Genomic DNA, 24,809 nt, shown 5'->3' on the forward strand with positions numbered 1-24,809 from the left:
AGGCAGGACAAAAAATCAGGATGCTTTTTTATCCTTTATAAGAAAATATGGGAGTTGGCATTTTGGCAAAAAGAGTGGTGCTGGAGCTAGGGCTCCAGCACCACCTTTGTCTACAGTCTGTGGTATAATGACTACATTGTAGTCATTATACCTGCGCATAAAGCGGTTTCTGCGGAACCGCAGAAATCCGCTTTATGCGCATCTGCCGGAGCCCCATGGCGCTGTGCGGCCATGGTATAATGGCTTACAGAACAGGCTTTCAAATGCCGGAAAAGGAGCTGACATTTGTCACAGCCCCTGCCTTCGGGGCACAGGGCATCGGACAGGCTGCCTTTTGGTCGTCTACACGCTTATTCGGTACGGCATGTTTGTCTTCGGAGCCAAAGCTCCCAAAAAATGATCAACCATCAACCTACCGTGTGGATGGTTCCCTGATAGCTCTCCTTGAAGGTCCATCCGCCGGTCACATCAGTGCTCGTAAAGACAGCCTTTGTGTTGCCGGCTGTCCCCTGTCCCAGGGTCAGTGTGAACACACCGTCCTCCTCTGTGAGAGTGTCCACCTTGTCCAGAAAGCTTACGCTGGAGGGAAGGCTCTCCCAGGGGAGGACAAGCTCTGTAAAGGAGGCGCCTCCGTCAGTAGTCACGCGAAGAGCCGGATACTGCTCGTCCCCGTTCACCGTCTGGAGGCTCGCCACACCGTTTGAGGTGTCCGCAAAGGCAAGGCCGTCCAGCATCATACTGTCCTCATAGAGGCTGGTGGAGGAGGTCCATGTCGCTCCCCCGTCATGAGTCCAGTACACATAGACAGCGCCCCCTGTCCCCATAGTCCAGTCTGTCCCAAGCCCCGCGTAGCCGTTCTCACGGTCCAGGAACCGGACGATCCTTCTCGTGCAGAGCCTTGGCATGTAGTCTGTAAAGGGAATATCCTCCCAGGTCTGCCCTCCGTCCCCGGAGAGGCGGAGCACAGGCGTCTGCCCGTAAAACACGGCGTAGAGGCCGTTTTCCTTGTCCCCGTAATAGCTGTCCTCAAAGAGCAGTCCGCCCCGGCCGTAGGTCTCCACTGTCTCATCTACCTGCTCCTCGGTGAGCCCTGTATCAACCCAGGTCTCTCCCGCGTCTCCTGTCAGGAGCAGTTCCCCTCCGTTTAGCCGGTAATCCATCATCATCACAGACTCCGGGTGCCCCGCCAGGGCCTCCTGGTCCGCAGCCTCACAGTAGTATTCCAGGCGCTCTCCTGTGGCTCCGGTGCCGTCCGTCAGAGAGATGACCATAGCGGAGGAGCCGTCGCTGACACCGCCCTCTCCCCGCTCATACTCCTCCCAGGTGAGCACCGGGAAATCCTCTCCCCCGCTTCCGTCCAGCACAGGAGTCCCGGCGGGGAGCTGGGTGTCCTGCTGGTACTCTACCTTATATCGGTCAAAGGAGAGGAGGCGGATCTGGGCCTCAAAGGGAATTCGCCGGATCTGGCTGTCGATATAGGCAAAATCCGCGTTGGGGTCATAGTAGGTGGGAAGAGCCGTCTCACTGTACTCCCGGCAGGACAGCTCCCCGGCTTCCTCATCCCAGGTGTAGCCCACGTGGGAAATGTACTGGTCCTGGCTGTCAAAGCCGATGACTGTCAGGGTGAAGTCCGTCACCTCTCCCTCCTCTGTGATGTCCGCCCCCAGATAGGCGATATTGCAGTTTTCCGGAAACTCCTCCGTCTCCCTCACTTTATCCAGGATGGAGGAAAGTCCCTCCTGCTCCAGTGTCTCTTCTCCTCCCCGCTCTGTCCACGTTTTTATCAGAAACGCCGCCAGGGCCGCCGCGACCAGTATAGCCGCCACAAGCAGGATCTTCTTTTTTCCCTTCATAGTCTGTCCCCTTTCTGATCCTATACTGTCTGTCCTACGCTCTGTCCGCCAGGGCGGCCGTCTGTGCTATCCGGCCGCCCCGTCCATGACTCTTCTGAGTGTCACCGGCGTGGTGTCCTTCATGCTGACCCGGCACAGAGTGACCGTTCCCCCGTCATTTACCGTTGTCTCCCCGCTCTCCAGGATGCAGTCACGGTTCAGCACAAGAGTCCATTTCGGCCCCTGGCCTGGCAGGACGAGGGCCAGCGTCCCGTACTGCAGGCAGTCCTCATATTCGTAGAACTCCGTCCCTCTCGGAGTTTCAAGGATGATCCCTCCATCCGGACCGCCTGTCAGCTCCAGACGGTACCCGTCTTCTCCCACCCATGTGCCAAGGAGGGCATTTGACACATAGTAGTAAGCGACGCCATCGCTCCTGTCCCCGTAGGTGGCCACAAACTGATGCACGCCGCCGTCCTCCTCAGACTCATAGGTGACCGCGCACACATCCTTCTCAAGCCACTGGGTCTTCACCTCCCCCGCGACCGTAAAGGGAATCTCCTCCGCCGGTCGGACAAAGGGGCCGGCGGCAGGCCGGTACAGCCTTGCCGCCCCGCTGTCCTCCCTGATCTTTAGAACCATACAATTGCCTGAAAGCCCAGGCGAAAGGCGGATGACCTCCCTTTGATCTGTCCCTGTCAGGAAGGCCGCCGCCAGGTTGCCGCAAAAAAGAAGGCCAAAGACTGCCGCCACAGCCGGCTTCAGGGCAAAACGTCGCAGCCGGCGGACACAGATGCCGCCCAGCAGAAGGAAAAGAAGAGCTCCTGCGTTTACCACATAGAACATCCACCAGGCCATGTACTCAATCTGGTACCTCCCCCGGTTCAGAAGGAACCAGACCTGCAGGGCCAGGCAGAGCACCCCCAGCACAAGCAGCACCCACCCGGCTCCCTCAGACAGATAGCCGCCCAGCGAACAGGTCTTTTGGAAATTTATCTGTTTCTTTTGATCGCTTTTTTCTATCACATATAATGGATTGGTTTCTCCGACAGTCTCATAGGCACTCTCCTTGGATCCGCCACGGAGGATCTCCTCCACAGGCACCTCCAGCACCCTGGCAAGCTCAAGAAGGACGCTGATATCCGGCATCCCCTGGCCTGTCTCCCATTTGGAGACGGCTTTGTTGGTCACCCCCAGCCTGTCGGCCAGCTCCTTCTGAGTCATCTGCTTCCTTTTCCTGCAGGCCGCAATATATCTGCCTGTCTTTTCCGCATCCATACACCTGCCTCCCTTCGCTGTTTCTGCTCCTATCATACCCCGGCCCAGGAAATCTGGCAATATACGCAGGGAAGAGCGGGAGTCCACGGACAGTGGAGTCTCCCGCTCTTCCCTGCTTTTCAGCCCTTCCGGACTTTTATTTTCTATTCCCCAATCACCTGTCCGGCCAGCTCTTCATACCAGGAGAGGGTGGTCTCCTCCTGGCGGCTGTTTGCGAACACAGTCATGTCGTCGAGCTGTATCTCCAGGATGGGCTCACATCCCGTGTACAGGAACATCATGCATCTTCCTGTCTCCTTTCCCCTGAAGTATCCCACATGATACTCCTCCGTGCTGCCTCCGTTTGTTCTTGTAAAATTTTCCTCCGGCATACTGTCCAGGAGCTCCACGGACCGGATCCTGGCCCTGTCAAAGGAGCAGTCGTACCCGGCCGCCTCAAAGGTAAAGGTGTCCCCCTCCTGTGTGAACACCACCTCCACGTTGACAAAATCTGACAGGAGCACCGCGGTCCAGACCAGGCCGCCCAGGATGACAGCCGCCAGGACTCCTGTGATCACCTTGGCCGCCGGCCGCCCGTAGTTCATGGACATGTTCATGCTGTTGAACCTGTCCTGGACGAAGAGATGCCGGTCGCCCGGATTGTTGTACCAGCCCTTCTTCCAGTACTCGTCATCGTCAATGCAGCAGGCGGAGGTGTCCGCCTCCAGCACCTCCCTGCGCTTTCCCACGGACAGTCCCAGGGGAAGGAGGAGGACGGCGACGGCCAGGAATATAAGCCCTGTGTAGATAACATACACAGCTCCCGGCATGTCCGGGCCGTACCGGTAATAGGCGATGGCCATGAAGATCCAGGAGACGCCGTTTGCCCAGGAGGCGTACACAAGCCCCTCGGTCCAGGACCGCTTCGTCAGCTGGTTGGCCGCCAGATTGATCTGGCTGTCCTCGCTGTACACCCGGTTGGGACGGCGCTCCACTCCCACATGCATGGCCAGGAAGAGAAGGCAGAGCCCCACGCCGGTCCCGTAGAGCAGCCAGAAGGGCCAGGCCTCCGGGGTGTCCACCTGGAATTTTCTCTCCGCCACGGCCACGAAATACGCTGTGGCCACGGTCAGAACAAGGATGGGCAGATGCCACTTCCAGTCAAGGGACAGCTTCGAGGAAGCCGCCGAGACGGCTGTGTCAATGCGCACGATCTTCCTGCTCCTCTCATCCATCCAGCCGTTCTCCATCTTCAGCCTGTACATCCGCCTGTGGGGGACGATGATCAGATACTCCAGACCGCACACGTACTCCAGCAGCCAGAGCATCCACACGATGAGAAAGGCCATGTAGTCCAGAAAGCAGACAAAGCAGATGAGAAAGCTGGCCGCCAGGTTGATCCGGTGGAATAGGATCCAGCTTTTTTTATGCCTTTCACAGAGCTCCCTCACCCGGGGGTGCTGGACACAGGTAGCCGGAATATGGACCCCCAGCACCATCCCCTCCCGGTATTCCCACAGCTTTCCGTAGGAGTACTGGCAGAGTGGGACAATGATCAGATTGCAGACAAGAAAAATAAAAAACATGGCAATTTTCATCCCTTACCCCTCACTTTCCGCCGGGTGCATACTGGCAAACATCGCCTCACAGATGCCCATGAACTCGTCCTGTTTCATTCCCTTCAGGCAGGCCTCCGCCGACAAAAGCTCCAGCTCTGCCTCCAGCTTTTCCCGAAACCTCTCTTCCGCCTGCCCGGCCGGCAGGACCGTGGCCCCCTTCCTCCGGTCGATCTCGATAAAGCCCTCCGCCTTCAGGATCTGATAGGTCTTGTTGACCGTCATGGTGTTGATCCCCGCGTCCCGGGCCATCTGCCTCACGGAAGGGAGAGTCTCCCCGGCCCGCAGCTCCCCTCTCCCTATGCCTGTGACGATCTGGTTGCGAAGCTGCACGTAAATCGGGGTCTCACTGCTCATATCCAGCGAAATGATCATGGCTGACACCTCCTCTTTGCAATCCCATTTTCCCCTTTGTAATCTATGCCACTATAAAAAAAGTATTATCTGTATTACATTATATAATACAGATAATACTTTTTGGCAAGTACTTTTAGAAAGAAAGATCGCTGTCACAGCGCTTCTCCTGTCTTTATTTTCCATTCTTTATCTTTAATAGAAGGGATAGAAGACAGGCAGGAGTACCATGCTGACCACAAAGCACACAGCGCTGACTGCCAGGCCCGGTTTGATGAAATCCTTAAATCTCACATTTCCCGGCTCCAGGATCATGGAGTTGGCAGGAATAGCCATGGGTGTGCACACCGCCACGCTGCTGGCAATAAACACAGCGATAACCACCGCCCGTGGATCTGCTCCGAGGGCTTCCGCAATAGTCCAGGCAATAGGACACAGAAGGGTGCAGGCAGCCGTGTTGCTCATCACCTGTATCAGTCCCCATGTCAGGATCCAGAGAGCTGCCATCAGGATAATGGGGCTGGCATTTCCCGTCAGAGAGATCACAGCATTTGCGATCATCTCGCCGGCTCCGGTGTTGTTCAGAGCGTCTCCAAGGGGCATCATGAAGGCCAGCATGAACACGGTCAGTATCTCAAAGGAGGCAAATGCCTCTTTCTCCGTCAGCACTCCCGCAAGCACCAGCACTGCGGCCCCCAGACATGCGGTAATATGGATCGGGGGCAGGAAGTCCAGATAATCCTTCAGTACCATTCCCACAATGGTCAGTATCATGACAACCAGTGTAAACGTCCTCTTCCACTGAGGAATGTGGCTGTAGTCCGGGTTGTCCTCTATCTTTCTGCCGCTCTCACGCTCAGCGATCAGCTTGTCCCCGAAGAAGTAGTACAGCACGCCCACTGCGATCAGCATGGGAATTCCGATCTTGGCATACTCGAAAAATCCCACTGTCATTGTGCCTCCGCTGAACTGTTCTATCGTATTCTTGGCAATCAGATTACCCGGAGACCCGATGATGGAGATGTCCGCTCCAATGGTGGCACCTGCCACAAGCGGGATCAGGAGCTTAATCGGCTTGATGCCCGCTCCCCCCGCGATCCCCATAACAATGGGAAGAAGGATGGCCACGGTGCCTCTGTTGGACACAAAGCCGGACATGACGCCAGAGAAAAGGAAGACCACCAGCATCAGCCCTCTCTGGCTTTTCGTGTGCTTCAGCATCATCTGGCTGGTGGTGTAGGCCAGACCTGTCTTGAAAAAGGCCGCCCCAACCACACACATGCCAAGGATCAGGAGTACATTGGAATTGACCACGCTGGCAAAGATTTCTTCAGCCCCGATAACCCCTGTAAAATAGAGGGCCAGCGGGACGCAGAAGGCCACAAGCCCCATGGGCAGTTTGTCTATGACAAACAGGACTATGGCCGCCACAAGAATGATCAGTGTAATAGCTGCCTGAGACATAACCGCACCTCCCTATACAAACCTGCAGACATGGCCTACAGCAATGTCTGAGAACCCGAAGGCCTCAGCCTTTGTCATCTTTCCGTTGCAGATATCCCTGATGGTTCCCACCATCTCCCGGCCCATTTCCTGGTAGGTCTTCTCCCCGCTCACAATGGGACTCAGATCGATATCCATATTGTCCTCCATCTTCTCAAATGTCCGCCTGTTGGCCGTCACCTTCAGCACAGGGACGATGGCGTTGCCTGTGGGCGTTCCCCGGCCTGTGGTAAAGATCACAGCCTGGCAGCCTGCTGCCACCATAGAGGTTACAGAGGAAATGTCGTAGCCCGCCGTGTCCATGATAATAGCTCCGCGTTTGGTGGGGCGCTCCGCCTGCTCCAGCACCTCCACGATGGGCCTTGTCCCGCCCTTGCGGATACATCCGAGACTCTTTTCATCCAGCGTGGACAGACCCCCGGCCTTGTTGCCCGGCGTAGGCTGCCCTGCCCGGCAGTCCTGGCCGGCCGCCGCCAGATGCTCCTCATATCTGCGGCATACATCGATGACCTGGTCGTGGATCCTGCGGTCTGCCGCCCGCTTAGCCACCACGTGCTCACCGCCGATCCACTCGATGGACTCGCTCATCATGGAGGTAGCCCCCATGTCTACCAGGATATCGCTCAGCTCTCCCACCGCCGGGTTGCTGGCAATCCCGGACGTGGCATCCGAGCCTCCGCACTCTATACCCAGGAAAAATTCAGACACATCGAACAGCTCCTTCTGCTGCATAGCCGCCTCTGCAGCCATATCCCTGGCAGCCCTCACAGCCTTCTCAATGGTCTTCAGCGTGCCCCCTTCCTCCTGTATTCCAAAAGACACCCCCGGCTTGCTTGTCATGGATTGGATCTTTTCCCTCAGCTTATCATGGGGCACTGTCTCGCATCCCAGTCCGATGATGACCACGCCGTACACGTTCGGATTGCAGGCAAATCCGGTCAACACCTTCTGGCTCATGGCTGTGTTGGCCTCCACGTCGGAGCAGCCCGTGTTGAACACGATGTTCACCGCTCCCCTCACCTGACTGGCCACAACCCTGCAGCTCTCGCTTCCGCAGGCGCAGGTAGGAAGGATCAGCACGTGATTTCGGATGCCGGGACGTCCCTCCGCCCTGCGGTAGCCCCAGAACTGAAATCCCTTCATGTCCGGCGCCCCCTCTGACTGTCTGGCACACATCTCAAAGTCATTCCCCGCCAGCTCGCTGTCGTAATCCCTGGGAACGCTGAACAGATTGTGGTCAGCTACCCAGCCGCCTGTCCTGATCTCACAGGAGGTCTCTCCAAGGCTCTCCCCGTATTTGATAACCTGCCCTCCCTTCGCGATATCTGCGACCGCAGCCTTATGGCAGTAGGGAATGGGCTCAAGAGCCGTGACTGTACAGACCTCTCCGCCTTTTCTGTAGACGATCTTCTCTCCTTTTCCCACCTCACTGACACAGGTAACTACATTGTCCGTGGGATCCATCATCAGCGCATTAATTTCCATAAAAATATCCTCCTCTTTTTCCTGTTCCCAACTGCTCTTTGCCGGCTTTCGCAGATTGTTTTTCTTTTTGTATCTTTACAGTAACACGGAAAATCTATATAATCAATTTTATAAAATTTATATTAGTATTAATCAAATTTATACAGGAGGAAGTCATGGAACAGGAGATGAAATACATTTACACAGTCTACAAACACGCCAGCTTTTCCAAAGCCGCAAGCGCGCTATTTATGACTCAGCCCGCCCTGAGCCTTGCGGTCCAGCGGGTGGAGGCGAAGGTTGGCATGCCCCTCTTTGACCGCACCTGCAAGCCTCTGAAGCTGACCGCCGCCGGGGAGCTGTACATCCGGAAATACGTGGAGATCGAAAACCTGGAAAACGAGCTGGAGCAACAGATCAATGATCTGTCTACTTTGCAGGCGGGGACGCTGCGGATCGGCGGCTCCCACTACATCAACTCCTACGTTCTCCCTCCCGTTCTGGCCGCCTTTGCCCGGGAATACCCGAAAGTGCGCCTGGAACTGACAGAAGCCGGATCCAGCGATCTTCTGCAAATGCTCTACGACCACGACATTGACATCACCTTCAACTGCACCGAAAAGCCAAACGACTCATTCCGGAGAGCCCCCTGCTTTATCGACATGATCCTTCTGGCCGTCCCAGCGGATTTTCCGGTCAACCGTCGTCTGGCTGACTGCGCCTTCACCTCCGATGACATCCTGGAGAAAAAGCACCAGCTCTTCGGGACGCCCGGCGTTTCAATGGCAGAATTTGCCGACACTCCCTTCATCCTTCTGACTCCCGGCAACAATCTCTACAGCCGGAGCAGCCGTTTCTTCGAGGAGGCCGGCGTGACACCGGATATCCGCCTCCAGGTATCCCAGCTGGTCACCGCCTGGCACCTCTCCTGCGCAGGTATGGGCGCCGCCTTTATCAGCGATTTTCTCGTCACCTCCCGGACCGACAAGGTCCTGTTCTACAAGATCAGCTCCCCCGGCACGATCCGCGTCTTCGATATAGCCATGTCCGGGCGGCACTATGTCTCAAACGCCATGAAGGCCTTTGAGGAGCTGTTCCGCGAATGGTACGGGATGAATATTCCGGACAGAGAGCCGGAGAGATAAAAAAGCGGGAGGAACCGCAGGGGCTGTATGCCCGCGGTCCCTTTCCAGCACTTCCCACATTACATTTACCTTACATTTCTGTCATTTTCACAAATTCTTCGCCATGATGTGCTACAATACGACCCGTAAAAGAAAACACACGGAGGAAATGCTTATGGGTTCCTATGTACACATCATACTGACGGCTGTGATCGCCTTTCCCTTTATCGCCTTTTTATTTACCTTTCCATACATCATCTACAACTACCGGAAGTACGGCTCCGTGCTCAGCTTCCGCATCCTTGTGGTGTACTCCTTCATCCTGTACCTGCTGTGCGTCTACTTCCTTGTCATCCTGCCCCTCCCCCCCATCCACGAGGTGGCGCAGATGACAGGGCCCCGGGTGCAGCCGGTTCCCTTTATGTTCATACGGGACATTTTTAAGGAGTCCTCCTTCCGCCTGGGGGATCCGTCCACCTGGCTCTCTCTTGTCAAAAACGCCGCCTTTTTCCAGGTGTTTTACAACTTCCTCATGGTCATGCCCTTTGGCATCTATCTGAGGTACTACTTTCGGTGCAGCTTTAAGAGGACTCTCCTCTTCTCCTTCCTCCTGTCCCTGTTCTTTGAGCTGACTCAGCTCAGCGGCCTGTATTTTATCTATCCCAGAGGATACAGGCTCTTTGACGTAGACGACCTGATGAGCAACACCCTGGGCGGCGCTGCCGGATACCTGTGCGCGCCTGCCCTCATGCGGCTTCTCCCCTCCCGGGAGAACATGGACAGAGCCAGCCTGCGCAGGGGCCAGGAGATCTCCCTGACCCGACGCCTGCTGGCCCTTTGCTTTGACCTTTTTCTCATCTTTATTGTAAACAGTGTACTCCTTGCGCTGATCCAGGAGGAATGGGCAAAGGACAGCCGGCTTTCTCTGCTCCTCGCCTTTCTCTACTACACCCTTGTCCCCACCCTGACAGGGGGACGAACGCTGGGGAAGCTCATCCTGAGGATGCGCATCGCGGGGACAGACGGGGCTCGCCCGAAATGGTATCAGTATGCCCTCCGCTGTGGCAGCCTGCTGGCCTATCTCTTCGCGTTGCCCCCGCTTCTGTCCCTTCCCACCTTTCTTGTCTGGTTTTTCTATCTGCTGTGGACAGCCATCCTGGCTGTCCGGCACCGGGAGCTGTTCTACGAGAGGCTGTCCCGGACGAAAAATGTGAGCACCGTGCCCTGTGAGGATCCGTAATCGGCAGGGCGGCATCTCCAGGCATTGGCCGCTCGCTGTCAGAGCAGCTCTCCCCTAGAACATGGGCTTCAGGCACCTCACGATCTGCTCCACCACCCGGACAAAGCTTTCCGTATCTACAGACGGATTGTTCAGATAGGCGTGGTAGGTCCCCTGGATGCAGTAGGACAGGAGAATATCCTTCTCCGGATCCCTCTCATACTCCGGGTATTTCCTGTAGATCACCTTCTTCAGCTCCCCCTCCAGCTGCACGCCAAACCGGCTCTGCTCCTTCCCTGAAAACAGGATTTTTATAAGAGAAATATTGGACAGAAAGGCAAGGCAGAGGGCCCTTGTAAACACGTCCGGATTCTCTGCGGAGTGTCCCTTCAGATCCGGGATGCTGCTCACAATGGAGGCCACGGTCTCCTTTTCCAGCGTCTCGGACAGGGCGTAAATGTCCGTGTAATGGGCATAAAAGGTTGATTTGTTGATGCAGGCCGCCGCGCACAGCTCCCTGACCCTGATCTTCTCCAGAGGCATCCTGGCCCGCAGCTCCATAAAGGCGTTTCGGATCGCCCTCTCCGTCTTTTCTATTCTTAAATCCATAATATCCTCCCATACCTGCCGCTTTTAACCGACCATTTTTCAAAAGGGTTGGTTTTCCGACATATTCGGTTTATTGTCGGTGGACATCCCTCTGTGACCTGTGATAATTATAGGATATAAAACGACTTGTGTCTATTATCTATGCGCATGATTTACGGAGGATAGCTATGGATTTTTATGGATTTTATACAGGGAAAATTTTTGACGCCTACGAATATCTGGGGGCCCACGCACAGAAGGACGGAACCACCTTCCGCACCTTTGCTCCCTCTGCCTCGCGGGTCTCCCTCATCGGGGAATTTAACGACTGGCAGGAGACGCCAATGGAGAAGGTACATGACGGAAATTTCTGGGAGGTTCACATGGAGAAGGCGCTGCCGGGCATGATGTACAAATACCGGATCTACGGCGGCGACGGCCGCTGCATCGACCACTGCGATCCCTACGGGTACGGCATGGAGCTGCGTCCCAACACCGCCTCCATCATTCGCAGCCGGGACAGCTTCCGTTTCCGGGATCAGGCCTGGATGAAGAAGCGGTCCGACTGTACGGACAAGCCTCTGAACATCTATGAGATCCACTTCGGCTCCTTCAGGAAGCCCTCCGGGGAGCCGGACGACTGGTATACCTATGAGCAGATGGCCGATATCCTGATCCCCTGGCTGAAAAAGACAGGCTACAATTATCTGGAGATCATGCCCCTGGCCGAATACCCCAGCGACGAGTCCTGGGGATATCAGGGAACCGGATTTTTCGCTCCCACCTCCCGGTACGGCACAGCCGACCAGCTCAAATACTTTGTCAACGCCTGCCATCAGAACGGCATCGGCGTGATCCTGGACTTTGTGCCAGTCCACTTTGCTGTTGACGACTATGCACTGGCCCACTATGACGGCACAGCCCTCTACGAGTATCCCCACTCCGCCGTGGGGCAGAGCGAGTGGGGAAGCTGCAATTTCATGCACTCCCGGGGAGAGGTCCGAAGCTTTCTCCAGTCAGCGGCCTTCTACTGGCTCTCCGAATTTCACATAGACGGTCTTCGGATGGATGCCATCAGCCGGGCCATCTACTGGCAGGGACAGCCGGAGCGGGGCGTGAACCAGAACGCGGTGGGATTTCTTAAGTACATGAACCAGGGACTGAAAAAGTTCTTCCCTGACGCCATCCTGTCGGCGGAGGACTCCACCTCCTTCCCGGACATCACGAAGCCGGCCGACCAGGGCGGCCTTGGCTTTGACTATAAGTGGGACATGGGCTGGATGAACGACACCCTGGACTACTTCCGCACAGATCCCGCCTCCAGGGTGCGGGATTACCACAGGCTCACCTTCTCCATGGCCTACTACGGTCAGGAGCGGTACCTTCTCCCCCTGTCGCACGACGAGGTGGTCCACGGGAAGGCCACCATCCTCCAGAAGATGTACGGGGACTACGACGGGAAATTCCCCCAGGCCAGAGCCTTCTACATGTACATGTATGCCCATCCCGGGAAAAAGCTGAACTTTATGGGAAATGAAATCGGACAGCTCCGGGAGTGGGACGAAAAGCGGGAGCAGGACTGGGATCTGCTGACCTATCCCATCCACGATGGCTTTTACCATTTCATGCGGGATCTGAACCACTTTTACCTGTCCTATGCCTCCCTCTGGGAGCTGGACTATGATGCAGAAGGCTTCCGGTGGCTGGACTGCCACGAGGAGGAGAAATGCGTCTACGCCTTTGAGCGCAGAAGCCAAAGGGAACGCCTTGTGGCCGTCTTCAATTTTTCCGATAAAGCCTGGGTGGATTTTGATCTGAAGGTGCCCGGAGCCAGGGAGCTAAAGCCTGCGTTTTCCAGCGATCTGGAACCATACGGGGGCTCCCGCCGGAAGCAGGAAACGCCCCTGGCGGAAGAGGATCACGTCTTCCGGATAGAACTGGAGGCCTACTCGGCACAGTATTTTCTGGTAAAATAGCACAGATCCGTGCACGAAAAGAGGGATGTCCTTCCTCCGGTACCTGAACGAGGTACGCGTCGCCCACGTCTACCAGGACCTGGTGAACACAGAGGAGCCCATCTCCTACATCATGGAAAAAAACGGATTTACCAATCAGAAGCTCTTCAACCGCACCTTCAGGGAGCTCTACGGGACGACGCCCTCGGCGGTGCGGAGAGGAGATAAAAAGTACAGCAAAAGGGGCTGCCATGATGGCATGCCCCTCTGTTACTTTATTACTTGTTCTCTTTTTTTCTTTTAGCGCTGACTGCAATAACCACAAGCGCAGCTACCATAACTGTCATTACCGCAATTGCGGATTGGGTGTCACCTGTTCTCACAGCTTTAGCTCCTTTTTGATCAGAAGCTGTTTCCGCTCCATTTCCGGAAGACGAAGACTGTCCATCTCCACTGCCTCCACCCGGTTTCTGCTCCGGCTGTTCTTCAAACACAATCTGTGCTCCTTCCAGCACGATATTTTTTAAACGCTCATAGCAGTCTTTGTCAGTTACAATGAGTTTTACGATCACACCGTTATCGGCAAATGCATCCTCTTCAATAATAGTCACCCCATCCGGAATGTTGATCGACGTCAGGGCATTTCCAGCAAAAGCTCCCTCGCCGATCTTCTGGAGTTTTTCCGGAAGTACAACCCCTGTAATTCCACATCCTTTAAATGCCCCAGGTGCGATTTCTGCCACATCAGTTCCTTCCGGTGTCTGCGACGGGATCACCATATAAGGATATACATGCAACACTTCTCTTCCTTTATCTGTCAGGCCAGTAACAGTTGTCCCCTCATAAGTAAAACAGTCTGTTCCCCATTGTCCCTGATATACAATGCGGTGAGAACCTGAGTTTCCAAATTTTAGATGTTCCGGATTCATTGTATAGCACACTACGATATGGTCTCCATTGGTACCACTGTTCCCGTAAAATGGTTCTTCCCCCATTTCCTTGAGGCTGGATGGGAGCTGCACGCTCTCCAGATATCCTTCCTTAAACGCATATTTCCCAATCTTCTCAACCCCCTCTTCCAGAGTAAGGTTCCTCAAAGTGATAGCCTTGAAAGTTCCCTCGAAAGCAGACTCTCCGATTTCCTTGACACTTCCAGGAACTGTCAGCTCTGTCAAATGGTGAAGATGGAAAGCCCTTCTTCCTATCTTTTCCACGGAAGCCGGAATCTCCAGACTTGTCAGACGTGCGCCCGCAAAGGCCATTTCACCGATTTCTGTTACTGTATCCGGAATCGTCACCTGCTCCAGACGAATATTCATCGAAAAGGCTCCCTGCGGTATTACGGTGACATTCCTTGATAACGTAAGATCTATGATATTATTCTCGGAAAAGGCACCCGCTCCCAAAGCAGTCACCGTATCTGGGATAACAACTTTTGTCAGTTTATTTCCATGGAACGCACTTTCTCCAATGTCTGTAACAGCAGCGCCAAATCCCATTTCCACAAAATTGTTGTATTCAAAGGCCTTCTTTCCAATCTTTGTGACAGTCTCTGGAATTGACACTGTCTCCATCCCGTTTGGCGAATAAACACTGTCTTTCAGCTGCTCAATCTCATCATCCGGGATTTTGAACGCATTTTCTCCTATCTCTGTCACAGCCTCTCCTGTCTCAGGATTTATCTCTGGAAGTACAAGATTTTTTACTTCTTTTCTCGTCACATTTCCTTTGTCTGACCAACCTGTCAGCACAGATCCGTCAAATGTAAAGTCATCATAGGACCACCCTGTGCCGATCAGATTACTGTATACTACTTTATGTCCTTCGCTCTCCGGGATGAATGTATCTGTCTTCTGCAAATGTGCCGGATTCTTCGAGTACAGGATAACCTGTCCCGCTGCTCCGTCCTGGAAAGTATTCTCAGCAAGAGAAACCAACGTAGAGGGAATTTCCACAGTTGTCAGCGCACATTTTCGAAAAGCGGTTCTTCCGATTTCTTCCAGGCCCTCTCCTAAAACCAGCGTCTTAAGGGAGGAAGGTGACTGCTCAGAATATTGTGAAAATGCGCTGGATCCAATACTCTTTACGCTTCCAGGTATTGTAAGTTCTGTCAGCCGATTCGTTGCAAAAGCATTTGCACCGATTTCTGTCACTGTGTTTGGAATCACCAGAGATTCCACCGGTGCCCCGTTAAATGCCATTCTCCCAATTTCTGTGACTCCTTCCGGAATGCTGACTTCTTTTACCGCAGTCATCGCAAACACGGACTGTTCAATCTGTGTCATATTTTTAGAAAGAGTCACTTTTTCCAGATCAGTGCATGTTGCAAAAGCACCTGCCCCTACTTCTGTCACACTGTCAGGCAAAACTATTTCTGTCAAGCCAGATGCCCGGAAAGCTGCACTTCCAATTGTTGTCAGTGTAGATGGCAAATCCAGTTTCGTCATAGTATTCTGCGCAAATGCACTATTTCCGATTACCTGCAGCCGCGACGGAAGCGTCACGTTTTCGAAGGTCTCTCCTTCTGCTCCAAAGGTTCCATAAGCTCCTCCGTTTCCAATCTCCGTCACATATTCTCCGTTCGGCGTCAGATCCGGTATTCTCAGGTTCTGGTCCACTGTACGCTTGGCCTGTCCAGCCTCGGAGAGTCCGGTAACTTTTGTACCCTCGTAAGTGAAATGGATCGTGTTCCAGGGCTGTTCAGCCGGATCCTGTACACCAATTACCAGTTTCTGTACATTGGATTTGTTCCCCGTATTGTCAATGTGGGCGATCTGAGCCTCTGAATTCAGTACCTCATCCCCATACATATAGACGATACCGCCCTTCTTCTCCGCAGATGAGCCCTCAGTCACTGGCTCTTTTCCTGTATTCTGTAAAAAGGCCCATTTATTGACTTTTTCCGTCCTGTCAGGAAGTGCAACGGATACAATCTGATTGATTGCAAATGCCTGCGCATCTATATTCATCTTAAAATCGCATGTCGCAGGGAAGTCCACTATTGTAATCTGATTCTGAATAAAGGCTCCCTGCTCAATCCACCAGACAGTCTCTGGCAACGTCACATGTGTCAGTTCATTTTTGGCAAATGCCTGTCTCCCGACAAGGAGAACGCCTTCCGGCAGTGTTATCTCTTTCAATCCCTGGCCGTAGAAAGCCATACCCATAATCAGAAAGTTTCCTCTTTCATTCTTATCGGACAGCCGGCCCTCATATGCAGCTTTTACATTCTGTGGGAATGTAACAGAAGCAATCTTCTGCGGCATAGTATCCGCATCATATTTAAATGCATTGTCAGCTATAGCAGTCACCTGCCGTCCCTCCGGATCTTTTTCCGGAATGATAAGTTCCGGGTTTCGTCCCAGTTTCTTCAGGCCATTTTCTGTGAAGCCGGTCACTCCCCAGCCGGATACCTCCACCTCTTCTGTCATGGCCACATCATACAGCTTCTTCGGAGTAACCTCTCCATATGTAAAATCATAAGCACTCCACACCGTGTCGGACGGGTCATCCCTGAGAACAAACTTGTGATATTCTGAATCCGGGAAATTCGTCTTATCCGAAATCTGTGACTCATTCACATAGACCAAAGTCACCATTGCCTGCGTGGAGTCCGAATACTCTCTCGTAAACACATTCGCGGGAAAGGCCTTCACTGTCTCCGGAAGATCCAGGATCTCTACGATCTTATTCCTGAACGCATAGGAGCCTATCTTTTCCAGGCCCTCCGGAAGAGTGACTGTACACACAGTATCTTTCAAATAGTTTTTTGTAGAGAAAGCATAGTTTCCAATTTCCTTAACCGTAGACGGGATATTAATCTGAGTAAAATTGTTACCGGCAAATGCATTGTTCCCGATGACGGTAATTCCTTCAGGTATCTCAATCTGTGTAAGTCCAGCCATCCACTCGTCTGCCGTGCTACATCCGAATGCGCCGGCTGGTATCTCTGTCAAGCCTCTGGAAAGGATGATCTGCTCCAGCTGAGGATTAGTGCCAAATGCACCTCCTCCCAATGTCACTACGCTGTCTGGAAGAATTACACTGGTCAGTTTATTTCTCTGAAATGCGGCAATACCGATTTCTTTTAAGGTCAGCGGAAATTCTATTCTCTGGATACCGCTGTTGCAAAAAGCCCTGTTGCCAATGCGTTCCAAATAGCAAGGAAGTACTACGGATTCAAACTGCTCGCCTTCTGCTGCGAAGAGTCCCGTATCATTTGTGGTATCTGCCAGCTCTGTTATATACTCTCCTGATGCATTCCTGTCAGGGAGAACAAGATTTTTATTCACCGCTCTCTTCCCTACTCCTGAAGGTGACAGTCCTGTAATCGTTGTCCCTTCAATAGTGAAATCATCAAGGCTCCATGTCTGGTTCGCATTTGGGTCTTCCCCTACGATCAGACGCTGATGATAGGACTTCTGGGAGGGTGCTGTCCTGTCAATATGGTGTATTCTTTCCATATTCACAAGATTCGGATTGTCCGTGTACATATACACAACGCCGCCAAACTTGGCCCCTTCATTTTCAGGCGCATCCGCCGGGCAGTCTTCCATACCCGGATTCCAGTAGAACGCTCTCTTATCTACTACCTCCGTATAGTCGGGCAGACGTACAGATTGAATATTGTTCTGGGCGAATGCCATGGCATGAATCTGTAACTGAAAATCACATGTCTTTGGAAAACCAACCGTTGTAAGCTGATTCTTAGCAAACGACTGATTTTCAATCCACCAGATCGTGTGAGGCAATGTCACACTCTTCAGCTGATTGCTTGAAAATGCCATGGACATAACTGCGATCACACCTTCAGGGAGATACACCGAGGTGAGGTTATTTCCATAAAACGCAGACGATCCGATGACAAAATTTCCCCGTCTGGTCACCACATGAGTGACCGTATCATTGTAATCCACCATCATACCTGTAGGAAATTCTACCGTTTCAAGTCCCATATTCTTAAACGCATTGCTGGCAACTCCTACGAGAGTCTCCCCATTATCGTCCGTAGATGGAAGCACAAGATTTTTATTTGTTTTTACTTTTTCCTCGCCATATTCGGAGAAGCCGGCAATGGCCCGGCCTTTAATTGTAAATTCTCTTGTGTAATCACATCCATTTAACGTCTGTTCCATTGTTGTGTAAGTAAAGTCTTCTGTTGTCCATACGCTATTTTCAACATTCGTATCCGCCTGAACTGTTTCATTAGCGCTTTGTTTCTCAACTGTCTTCCCTTTATTTCCTAAAATAACTTCCGGCTGTTCTGTATCATCACCTGATTCCTCTGCCTTTGTGTCTTCTTCTGGCTGACCCGAATTATCTACAGTCATCTCCTCTTCAGGCGTATTATCCTCAATATCAGTACTATTTGGCTCATCTTCTAATATCTCATTGGCATCCGTCGTCTCCAATATGTTATCAGAAGACAGCGTCGTTTCCTCTCCTGGAATATCAGCTGCAAATGCCGGCATCGCCATAGATATCGACAAAATCACGGCTAAAATCCCACCTGCTAGTTTTTTTCTTTTCATTTAATTTCCTCCTAATGACCCATCAATAAAAATTCTGAATTTTTATCATTTCCCCCTCTCCAACGAAAAAATTTACGCTTTATTTTCAGAATTTCTTAGTTTGAGAATACCAGATATTCAGATAAGTTTGAAATCTTTCATTTCTATAAGTAATTCTTATTTATTTCTTTTTTCTATAAATATTTTCTCAAAAAAGAAAAACCATTTTAATTTGGTCCGGCTCTAAAAAGTACGGCCGTTTACAAAAAAATCTTCGTCAACTTCCGCTTATAGCCGGGTGCCACAAAACGGAAATCGACGAAGATTTATCCTTACATTATTTTGTTTTCTTGACTATACGCCGAACCATTCTTCCTACGCGCCTGAATGGTTCCGTATATCTCCAGCTGCTTGAATTCCGGTATTGATCTATCAGATATTCCTGCATGTTTACTTTTTCCTGATAAGCAGCCAGCTGCCTCTTTGCCTCGGATATTTTCTGTTCCAATATAAAATCTGTATACCAGTGGCCCCGATTCCAGGAATAAATTTCCTGCAAGGTAAGATCAAAATGCCTCTCCAGGACTTCAACAGCCCCCTCTATTTTCAAAACTTCCTCTAACTTATTTATGCCTGGAAGCCTCATTTCTGGGGAGTCATCTATGCAGTGCATTAAAAGAAACGCTTTTTCAAATTCCAGTTCAAGATGAGATGAAGAAGTTTTCTTCTGAAATTCCGATTTAAAGAACAGCAGCATCTGTTCGTCGCTCAGGCGATCTATCATCTGCTTTCGGATCAGCATCTGCTCGTTAAAAGAGCGGATCAAGTTCTTTTCTGTCGCGCTGCTTACCTGTTCCTGCTTATTTATATCCCACCGGAACCGTATCAGTTTTTCCGGCAGAACATATATAGGATGTTCAGTGACAATACGCACCCAGAGATCAAAATCAGCAAGCTGGCAGTACATCAGGTTAAAACCACCCACCTCATCCATGACTTTTTTTCGTACAAGTGCAGATGGATGGCACACACAGTTCCCCTTATGCAGAAAAAAATGCATCCAGTCTTTCTGATCTTCATAATGGTTTTCAAACAGTTTTTCCATGGGTAGACACCGCTCAGACAGATCATTCCCCTCATTGTCGATTAAAGTAACTTCTGTAAAACAAGCGCCAGCCTCTGTATGCTCCTCCATAAACCTCATCTGTTTTTCCAGTTTGTCCGGCAGCCATTCATCATCACTGTTCTGGAATGCCACGTAATCGCCTCTGCAATTCTGAAGGCCATAATTGGCGGCATAACAGTAAAAACGATTTTTATCCATCTTTATATAGCGGATCCTTGGATCCGGATAGAAAGCCACGAGTTGCTCCGTGTTGTCCGTCGATCCGTCATCCACAATGATCAGTTCCCACTCTGTATATGTCTGCGCTATCACACTGTCGATCGCACGCTTCAGATATTGTTCTCTGTTATATGTACACATCAATATACTGACCATTTTGCCTACTCCACTTCTCCAACTACCGACCAGCGCCAGAAAGACTGGTCATAATTCCATGTGTTCTCGTATCCACACATTTCAAGGACCAGTTGGGTGTACGCTGAACGAATGCCCCCTGTGCAGTACGTAACAACCTTATCATCCTTATCTACACCGGCACTCTCAAACATTTCGATCAGCTCTTGATTGGGCTTCAGTGTCCCGTCTTCCTGAAACAGATCTGTATACCGGACATGGATGGCTCCCGGAAGATGGCCGCCCTGTGCCTCATTGTACAGAATTGCGCCATTATATTCCTCGTCTGTCCTCACATCCACGATTGTATAATCATCATAGTTTTCCTGCAGCTCCTCTGTTGTCATTACATGTGTGTTGTCAATTTTGTCAACTGTAACTTCTCCTGGCTCGGCGCCGGAGGCGAACAGCTGTGTCTCTGCTCCCGCAGCTTTTGCCGCTGCATAACCCCCGTCTATCATTTTGACGTCCGCAAAGCCTGCTGCCAGAAATTCCCACACGAGGCGGGCATCATCCCCCCATCCGTCCACAGTATCGGCAAATACAATGATCTCTTTATCTTTTGTGATCCCAAGCTCTCCCAATCTTTTCTCCAGATCATCCGGCGCAGGAATCTTTCCCCAGCCCGCATCACCGGCCTGTCCCTCCTGACACGTACAGAGATCCTGCCAGGTCGTGGCTATAGCACCTTTCAGTGTGCCAAGGACTGCCTTCTGCCACCCTCTCGCATCGATAAAGAGGGCGTCTTCTGCACCTATTCGATCTTTAGCATAATCACCGGTAACCACATATTCTCCATGAAAATGTCCGTCGTCAGGTATGGTTTCTTCCTCTTCCACCTTATCCTCTTCCTGTTTATACTGCACATCATCATCTATTTTGTCAGTCACAGCCGGAACAGGATCGTCTGCATCGTTCCCACTACAGCCCGTTATCACAGCCAATACCGCCGTCAAACATAATACCAAAACTTTTTTTCTAAAACTCACTATTATTCCTCTCTCCCTCAACACCCTGTCTGCATATTTGCAACGCACTCCTTCTATGACAATACTTTTCATACAGACTATACTTGATGGTCTATAAATTTCTCAATCCTGTTTAGAAACTCCCAACTTAAGTACTGTTCTAGTTTTTCATACGTAGACCGGTTAAAGATTTCTTTATCCGGCTGCTGGTATTCTATCCATGCCATGGCACACCAGGTTATCCCTCTCAGGCATGTGACAGGGACATATACCATTGTTCTTTCTTTCAGACCCTCCGTGTTAAATCTGCCATCTACATATTTTATATATTCACCGATAAAGTCCTTCATTTCCTGCACAGTGAGGATCACATCCGTCTTCCAGAATGTGGTCGTGGGAGCCAGAAAATGTCCAAGATCCTGGGCCGGTTCACCGTATAACGGCTTTTCCCAGTCGATCAGATAGTTGTCCTTTTCCTCTCCGTTAATAAGAAAGTTTGTTGAATTCAGTTCTGTGTTGATACAGCAGCGATATGCCGGCTTATCCAGGCTGTCTGCCTTTTCCCATACCTTGTCCAGCATTTCACGGATCTTTGCAGCTTTCTGCCGGTCTGCCAGCAAGGAGCCCTCATATTTTGCAAACATTTCCTCACATTCTTCCAGTATGGCGCGGAGCTGGTTCAGCGGTGCGATCAGATGCGTATCTTCCGGCACGGATACACTGTGGATATCTGCAAGGCACTGTGCGGCGAAGACATTTTCTGTGCGGTAATCCAGGACATGTCCCGGGAGATATTCCATCACCATCACACCGTACGGTATATGCTTCAAAGATCCATCTACATACAATGGCTTTGGCGTACGTCCGGATCTTTCAAGCAGTTTCAGTGCTCGGTACTCGTACTCTATCTGATCATCCAAATGCATCTGGCTGCCAAAATTGACCCGAAATAAAAGTTTCTTGCCTGTCAGAGGATGGGTAAACAGATAGTTTCTGTTGTATTCTCCCTGTGCCAGCATGGTGTATTCCTCTGTTATATCTGCCGGAAGACCCAGCGCCTGTCTGTATGTGGGAAGCCCGGCATAGGCTATTAACTGTTCCATTTCATTCATAACATATTCCTCTTTCTGCAGGTCACTTATCTGATATCCTTGTACATCTTGGCAATTGTCTGTACAGGGATCTTGTCACGGTACATTTTTCGCATCCGGTTCATTTTCCACATCAGTTTCAGTTTAGGAATAGTTCCCTTTGGAAATCTCCGGTCAGATGTGTAGATCCTTTTTCTTGTCATCCCAAGACGTATCCCTTTCTCTTTCAGTGTCAGAGAGAACTGATAATCCTCCATGATCGGCATTTCAGGAAACATTCCAATATCAAAGAACAGCTTTCTGTCAACAAATATACCCTGATCCCCGAACATGACTTTTCTGTCCTTTACCCGGTGATTGGATATGATCCGGCACGTAAACATGAAAAAATTCCGGGAATGAAAAGCAATCCCAAAGCATCCTGCCCGGTGATCTCTCATGACCTCCCGTATCTGGGCCAGAGGATGCGCCGGGAGCTCGCTGTCACAGTGAAGGAAAAAAAGGACATCACCGTGACTTGCTTTCGCACCGGCATTCATTTGAGCCGCACGGCTTTTTGGAGCATGTAATAATGTGAAATCATTTGAGATCTTATCCAGAGTATGGTCAGTACTGCCTCCGTCTACCAAAATAATCTCACACTTGCCCTTCAGTTCCCTGAGCTGATCCTGCAGGTATCCTATCGTCTTCTCTTCATTATACACAGGCACGATAATGGAAATGCGGCTGTTAGACGCAAGATATTTCCCTGTCTTTGATCCTTTCAGGAAATCATCTGCACGCATACGATCCCTATACCCCTGAAGGTCAGCCGGTGTGTCCATATCCTGCAATTCAGCCGTGTAGCCGATAGAAACCCCGAGACTTCGAAGTCTGCAAAGGGTTTCCTCAAATACTGTACTGACACCATATTGTTCCAATCCAAAAGCTTCTTTCCACGGCTTTTTCATGCCGATCAGGTAATAGCCGCCATCTTTTGTTTTCCCAAATACAATATCATGTTCTACAAGCAGATCAAACGCCCAGATCATGTGCTCAGCTCTGAGCTCCGGGACATCGGTACCGATCAAGATACAGCTTTTGTATCCCTTCTCAAGCACTTTTTCTATAGCGTGGTACATTCTCTGCCCCAATGTATCCCCCTGCTGTGGAAAGTATTCTGCATCTCTGCCGAAAATATCCCGCAGTATCCCTGTTTTCTGTTCATCCTCTGGTGTATAATTCACATACACATCCTCTCTGCACGCCTGACAGGCTTCACATATATCCTGCAGAAAGTAAGTGTGCAACCTGGCACACTCTTTCCCGGACAATGCCGGCATCATACGCGTCTTTGTCTTTCCCGGCAGGGGCACACGTGTGAACACAATAATCGCTCTATCCATTTACAGAACCTTCTCCAGCGCCTCTATAGCAGCTTCCACAACCCCCGGACAGAAGTCAAGCAGGAGCCCTTCCTCCATCACCTTCTCGAGTTCCCCTGGTTTTCCCAGATCATACCCCAAAAGTTCCCGGCACATGCAGGAGGGATATTTCTGCTGAAAATAAGCCTTAAATTCTGCTGTTTTCTGCATCATAATGTTCTTCTGATCCATGTCGTCTTCCTTGCAATGACCATATTTCATTCCAAGAACCATCAAAGCTCCCGTAACTGCCCCGCAGGTTTCCCCGCACATCATCCCACCTCCGAAGCAGGCAGATACTTTTCTTGCCTCTTCTTCTGTCATTCCCATTTCTTCTGCAAATGCCCCGGCGACCACCTGTGAACAGTCTATTCCCTTTATAAACAACTCCCTGATCTCTTCTTGTTTCATTGTATCCTCCCTTACTCTGTTGCTCCGCCACAGCTGGATCCCTGCCCTGCTGTACATCCGTAGCAGTGATTTGCAAGACATATCTTCCGCTTTTTATAGGGTTTACCCACCATGTCAAAAATCGTTTCTCCTGTCAGGACAGGCAGGTCTGCGGCCTGATTAAAATCACAGTCGTACACTTTTCCGTCATATCTCACTGAAATCTGGAACCGGCACATAAGCCCCGGAAGAGTAGCTGTATTAAACGCATCAGAAAGCTTTTTCATATAACTTTCCAAATTTCCGCTTCTCTTCAAAAAGGTCTCAAAACGTCCCATAGGATTATTGGTGATCGTAAAGAGACTATTGAACACAATACCGTAGTCCTTCCACAATTTCATTTTATACTCTTTTTCCATAGCATCCTGTGCCGGCGGGAAAAATGCTCCGGCAGGATTATACACCATGTTCAGCACCAGATCCTCTTCTTTTCCATAGCCCAGCTTGTTGAGTTCCCGAATCACCTCTATAGCAGTCTCAAATGTGCCGTCTCCTCTGACCCTGTTCATCTCCTTGGCCCTGTAATAGGGGAGGGAGCAGACTACCTCCACTTTATGATCTGCATAAAATTTCGGCAGATGTCTATACTTCTCTTCTTTTAAAATAACAAGGTTAGTACGGACAATCACATGACTGCATATTTTACAGGACTCCTCCACAAGCCATTCAAAGTCCGGGTTCATCTCAGGTGCTCCTCCGGTTATGTCGATAGTGGACACCTGCTGCTCCCTGCAGACTGCAAGGCAGGCCTCCATGACTTTTCGGGGCATGATTTCTGTTCTGCCCGGTCCCGCCTCTACGTGACAGTGTTTACAGGCAAGGTTACACAGTCTGCCCACATTAATCTGCATAACATCCAACTTATCTGTTGTATATTTATATTCCTCCGATGTAATCCTGTCCTCAAAATCAGGAATACACTTTAATCCTCTTAAATCTTCCAATGCCTGACTCAT

At 51.1% G+C, this 24,809-nt stretch carries 18 protein-coding genes; 4 read left to right on the forward strand and 14 right to left on the reverse strand.

Annotation, left to right across the window (positions count from 1 at the left end):
- Positions 1–407: 407 nt before the first annotated feature.
- The 6 genes from FGQ86_RS13790 to FGQ86_RS13815 form a co-directional block, all read right to left on the reverse strand.
- Positions 408–1,853: a hypothetical protein gene (locus FGQ86_RS13790; protein WP_033127061.1), complete on the reverse strand. Its 1,446-nt coding sequence runs from the start codon at positions 1,851–1,853 to the stop codon at positions 408–410.
- Positions 1,854–1,919: 66 nt separating this feature from the next.
- A complete protein-coding gene (locus FGQ86_RS13795; protein ID WP_171031579.1) occupies positions 1,920–3,110 on the reverse strand; it encodes a helix-turn-helix transcriptional regulator in 1,191 nt (396 codons plus the stop codon).
- Positions 3,111–3,253: 143 nt separating this feature from the next.
- Complete coding sequence (locus FGQ86_RS13800; protein WP_138304728.1) at positions 3,254–4,675, reverse strand: hypothetical protein; 1,422 nt, start codon at positions 4,673–4,675, stop codon at positions 3,254–3,256.
- A gap of 15 nt (positions 4,676–4,690) precedes the next feature.
- Positions 4,691–5,080: a GntR family transcriptional regulator gene (locus FGQ86_RS13805; protein ID WP_138304730.1), complete on the reverse strand. Its 390-nt coding sequence runs from the start codon at positions 5,078–5,080 to the stop codon at positions 4,691–4,693.
- A 174-nt stretch (positions 5,081–5,254) separates the two neighbouring features.
- Positions 5,255–6,523, reverse strand: a complete 1,269-nt coding sequence (locus FGQ86_RS13810) for an SLC13 family permease (RefSeq protein ID WP_138304732.1) — start codon at positions 6,521–6,523, stop codon at positions 5,255–5,257.
- A 12-nt stretch (positions 6,524–6,535) separates the two neighbouring features.
- Positions 6,536–8,047 (reverse strand): altronate dehydratase family protein, encoded by a 1,512-nt coding sequence (locus FGQ86_RS13815; RefSeq protein ID WP_242842835.1) that lies wholly within the window; start codon positions 8,045–8,047, stop codon positions 6,536–6,538.
- Positions 8,048–8,202: 155 nt separating this feature from the next.
- On the opposite strand from FGQ86_RS13815, the gene FGQ86_RS13820 reads away from it, so the two are divergent.
- Together FGQ86_RS13820 and FGQ86_RS13825 are read left to right on the forward strand one after the other, a co-directional pair.
- Entirely contained in the window at positions 8,203–9,171 is a 969-nt protein-coding gene (locus FGQ86_RS13820; RefSeq protein ID WP_033125927.1) for a LysR family transcriptional regulator, read from the forward strand.
- Positions 9,172–9,325: 154 nt separating this feature from the next.
- Entirely contained in the window at positions 9,326–10,390 is a 1,065-nt protein-coding gene (locus FGQ86_RS13825) for a VanZ family protein (protein WP_171031580.1), read from the forward strand.
- 54 nt (positions 10,391–10,444) lie between these two features.
- Here the strand turns inward: FGQ86_RS13825 and FGQ86_RS13830 are convergent, their stop codons facing one another.
- Positions 10,445–10,978: a TetR/AcrR family transcriptional regulator gene (locus FGQ86_RS13830; protein WP_033125925.1), complete on the reverse strand. Its 534-nt coding sequence runs from the start codon at positions 10,976–10,978 to the stop codon at positions 10,445–10,447.
- 167 nt (positions 10,979–11,145) lie between these two features.
- Here FGQ86_RS13830 and glgB point away from each other — a divergent pair, with 167 nt between their 5' ends.
- Both glgB and FGQ86_RS13840 read left to right on the forward strand, forming a co-directional pair.
- Entirely contained in the window at positions 11,146–12,933 is a 1,788-nt protein-coding gene (gene glgB, locus FGQ86_RS13835; RefSeq protein WP_033125924.1) for a 1,4-alpha-glucan branching protein GlgB, read from the forward strand.
- A gap of 25 nt (positions 12,934–12,958) precedes the next feature.
- A complete protein-coding gene (locus FGQ86_RS13840; protein ID WP_033125923.1) occupies positions 12,959–13,216 on the forward strand; it encodes a helix-turn-helix domain-containing protein in 258 nt (85 codons plus the stop codon).
- Here the strand turns inward: FGQ86_RS13840 and FGQ86_RS13845 are convergent.
- From FGQ86_RS13845 to arsS, 7 genes are all read right to left on the reverse strand, one after another.
- On the reverse strand, positions 13,191–18,443 hold the full coding sequence (locus FGQ86_RS13845; protein ID WP_138304737.1) for a leucine-rich repeat domain-containing protein: 5,253 nt from the start codon (positions 18,441–18,443) through the stop codon (positions 13,191–13,193). The genes FGQ86_RS13840 and FGQ86_RS13845 overlap by 26 nt on opposite strands.
- 316 nt (positions 18,444–18,759) lie before the next feature.
- Entirely contained in the window at positions 18,760–19,923 is a 1,164-nt protein-coding gene (locus FGQ86_RS13850; protein ID WP_033125921.1) for a glycosyltransferase, read from the reverse strand.
- A gap of 5 nt (positions 19,924–19,928) precedes the next feature.
- Positions 19,929–21,002, reverse strand: coding sequence for a rhodanese-like domain-containing protein (locus FGQ86_RS13855; RefSeq protein WP_138304739.1), 1,074 nt, complete (start codon positions 21,000–21,002; stop codon positions 19,929–19,931).
- Between the two features lie 5 nt (positions 21,003–21,007).
- Complete coding sequence (locus FGQ86_RS13860) at positions 21,008–22,021, reverse strand: aminoglycoside phosphotransferase family protein (RefSeq protein ID WP_052084029.1); 1,014 nt, start codon at positions 22,019–22,021, stop codon at positions 21,008–21,010.
- Between the two features lie 26 nt (positions 22,022–22,047).
- A complete protein-coding gene (locus FGQ86_RS13865) occupies positions 22,048–23,385 on the reverse strand; it encodes a TIGR04283 family arsenosugar biosynthesis glycosyltransferase (RefSeq protein ID WP_138304742.1) in 1,338 nt (445 codons plus the stop codon).
- Positions 23,386–23,814, reverse strand: a complete 429-nt coding sequence (locus FGQ86_RS13870) for a C-GCAxxG-C-C family protein (protein ID WP_033125919.1) — start codon at positions 23,812–23,814, stop codon at positions 23,386–23,388.
- A gap of 11 nt (positions 23,815–23,825) precedes the next feature.
- Entirely contained in the window at positions 23,826–24,809 is a 984-nt protein-coding gene (gene arsS, locus FGQ86_RS13875) for an arsenosugar biosynthesis radical SAM (seleno)protein ArsS (RefSeq protein ID WP_033125918.1), read from the reverse strand.

Origin of the sequence: Clostridium sp. BSD2780061688st1 H5 (assembly GCF_005845155.1) — a bacterium.
Classification (GTDB): Bacteria; Bacillota; Clostridia; order Lachnospirales; family Lachnospiraceae; genus Claveliimonas; species Claveliimonas intestinigallinarum.